A 1,884-nucleotide genomic window follows, 5' to 3' on the forward strand; every position below is an offset into this window, starting at 1 on the left:
TACGCTTGCGCCGGTTGAAGCGCTCCAGCAACAAGGGCGCGAAACGGACCGTCCATCGGTGGATGGTCGTGTGATCGACCGTAATGCCGCGCTCGGCCATCATCTCCTCAAGATCACGCAGGCTCAAATTGTAGGCCAGGTACCAGCGCACGCAATGCAGGATCACGGACTATGACGGCCTTTGAACATTGCCCGATAATGATCGAAGTCTCCTTGCCACAGCTTGGGCAATAAAAAGGTTGCAACAGATCCGATCCCGCTTATCTGCTGATGGAGGTTCCGACACGAGATGAATAGTCAGCTTCGCGACCGACTGCGGGCACGATTTCGAGCACCAGAGCCAGACGTGCCCTCACTATTCAAGCCAAACCGCTCCTACTGTGCGCCGCGCGACCCCAGGAGAAGCTACCGGTCTCCCTCGGCCAGGATGTAGGCACGCTCGGTGCAGTCAAATCCGCTTATCCGATAGCCATTTGAGAAGGCGTCGCACAGGCTTTCACGAAGCGCAAGCGTTGCGGTCAACGTCCTCTTCTTGTCATGTGGCATCAACGATTCCACATCCCGAGGAAGTCGAATGCGCAGGCAATCACCGACTTCTTCATCCGCGAAGCGACGCTCCGATTTTGCATTGACGATATAGTGATCAAGGAACCAGTCAACCAGTAGACGATCGGACGGCAATTCTTCATTGATCCCGCCACTCGTACCGTAATAATCGACCAGATACTTTGTAGACCCGGCTCCTAGCCGGTTGATATAGAGGGCTGCATTGACTGCTTGCATTGGATCGAAAGTCCAGCGCACATGCCGGAAGCCGCGAGTTAGACACCACCGCCGTTCATACCATTTTAACGCTAAGCCAATGCCGCGTCCCCGCATTTCCGGCAGTACCGCCAGCGCGTGGCAATATTGGATGCCTGGCGTTGCGCTAGGAAATCCGAAGACAAACCCGACGAGGCTGCTGTCGACAAAGGCACCCGCGGCAAGTCCGCCTTCTGCCTGAACTACCATAATCATTTCGCCGGACGCACTGGCATCCCCCCAGACAGCTCGCTGCAGGGCCTCGGCAGCGCGAAACTCCGGCATACCAGATAGATCGCGAAATTTCGTCGTCTTCATTTCAAAAGCCACGGACAGTGATCATATTCTTTGTTGTCATCGTCGACTGCTTTATGGAAACCCGTCCACAGTACCGAGCAAGGCAGAAAATCGAAATTTCGTTGCATAACCACATTCATCGAGAAGGGTTTATTCTACGGAGAAATAGCTGCGTAAATTGCTCTCGGGCTTACCTTGTCACCAGCAAGACGACCATACTAGATAGAGGCGCGCATGTGCCCTCCAAATCGAGCCCTCCAACGGTGCTTTGCCGCGAATTGGGATCCTTTTCCGATGAAATTCATCACCGACGATTTGATCCATTCGTTCCCAAGGATCGCTGCGGTGCTCTGGGATGCAAGGGCGATGCAAAGAAACGCAATTTGATGGGGACTTGCAATGGTTTTGTTGCAACGGCTGAATAGGGGCGCAGAGAGGCGTGACGCGAGGTAAATCAGGCGGCGAGAATTTCGAACTGCTCGGCCAGGGACGGATTCGGATTGACGGCGTACCTCGCCTGTCGCTTGCGCATCATTTCGATGCCGGAAAGGAAGGGTGGTGCCGGTGGCCGTTGATTTGAATCCGAGCATCGCCCGGACTCGGTGCTTGATGCGCCGCCGATCGTCCTGCTCGATCCGATTGTTCAAATATTGGCTCCGGCGGATGCGATCAGCTTCAGCCGGCCGCCGGGCGCGATCCTGCAAACGATTTGTGGTGCCGCAGGAAACGATCGCCTCGTGGTTGGTCTGGCTCCCTTCGATGACGACGCGATCCGGTCGGCCATAA

General features: G+C 55.5%; 1 protein-coding gene and 2 pseudogenes. All 3 read right to left on the reverse strand.

The window, feature by feature from the left end; genetic code table 11:
- Positions 1-189, reverse strand: a pseudogene (locus OHD62_RS35475) (IS6 family transposase); the annotation flags it as partial.
- A 216-nt stretch (positions 190-405) separates the two neighbouring features.
- The gene (locus OHD62_RS35480; RefSeq protein WP_263792405.1) at positions 406-1,131 is read right to left on the reverse strand and encodes a GNAT family N-acetyltransferase; all 726 of its coding nucleotides are present in this window, start codon (positions 1,129-1,131) and stop codon (positions 406-408) included.
- A gap of 421 nt (positions 1,132-1,552) precedes the next feature.
- Positions 1,553-1,884, reverse strand: a pseudogene (locus OHD62_RS35485) (DDE-type integrase/transposase/recombinase); the annotation flags it as partial.

It is taken from the genome of Mesorhizobium sp. YC-39, from assembly GCF_025753795.1.
Lineage (GTDB): Bacteria > Pseudomonadota > Alphaproteobacteria > Rhizobiales > Rhizobiaceae > Mesorhizobium.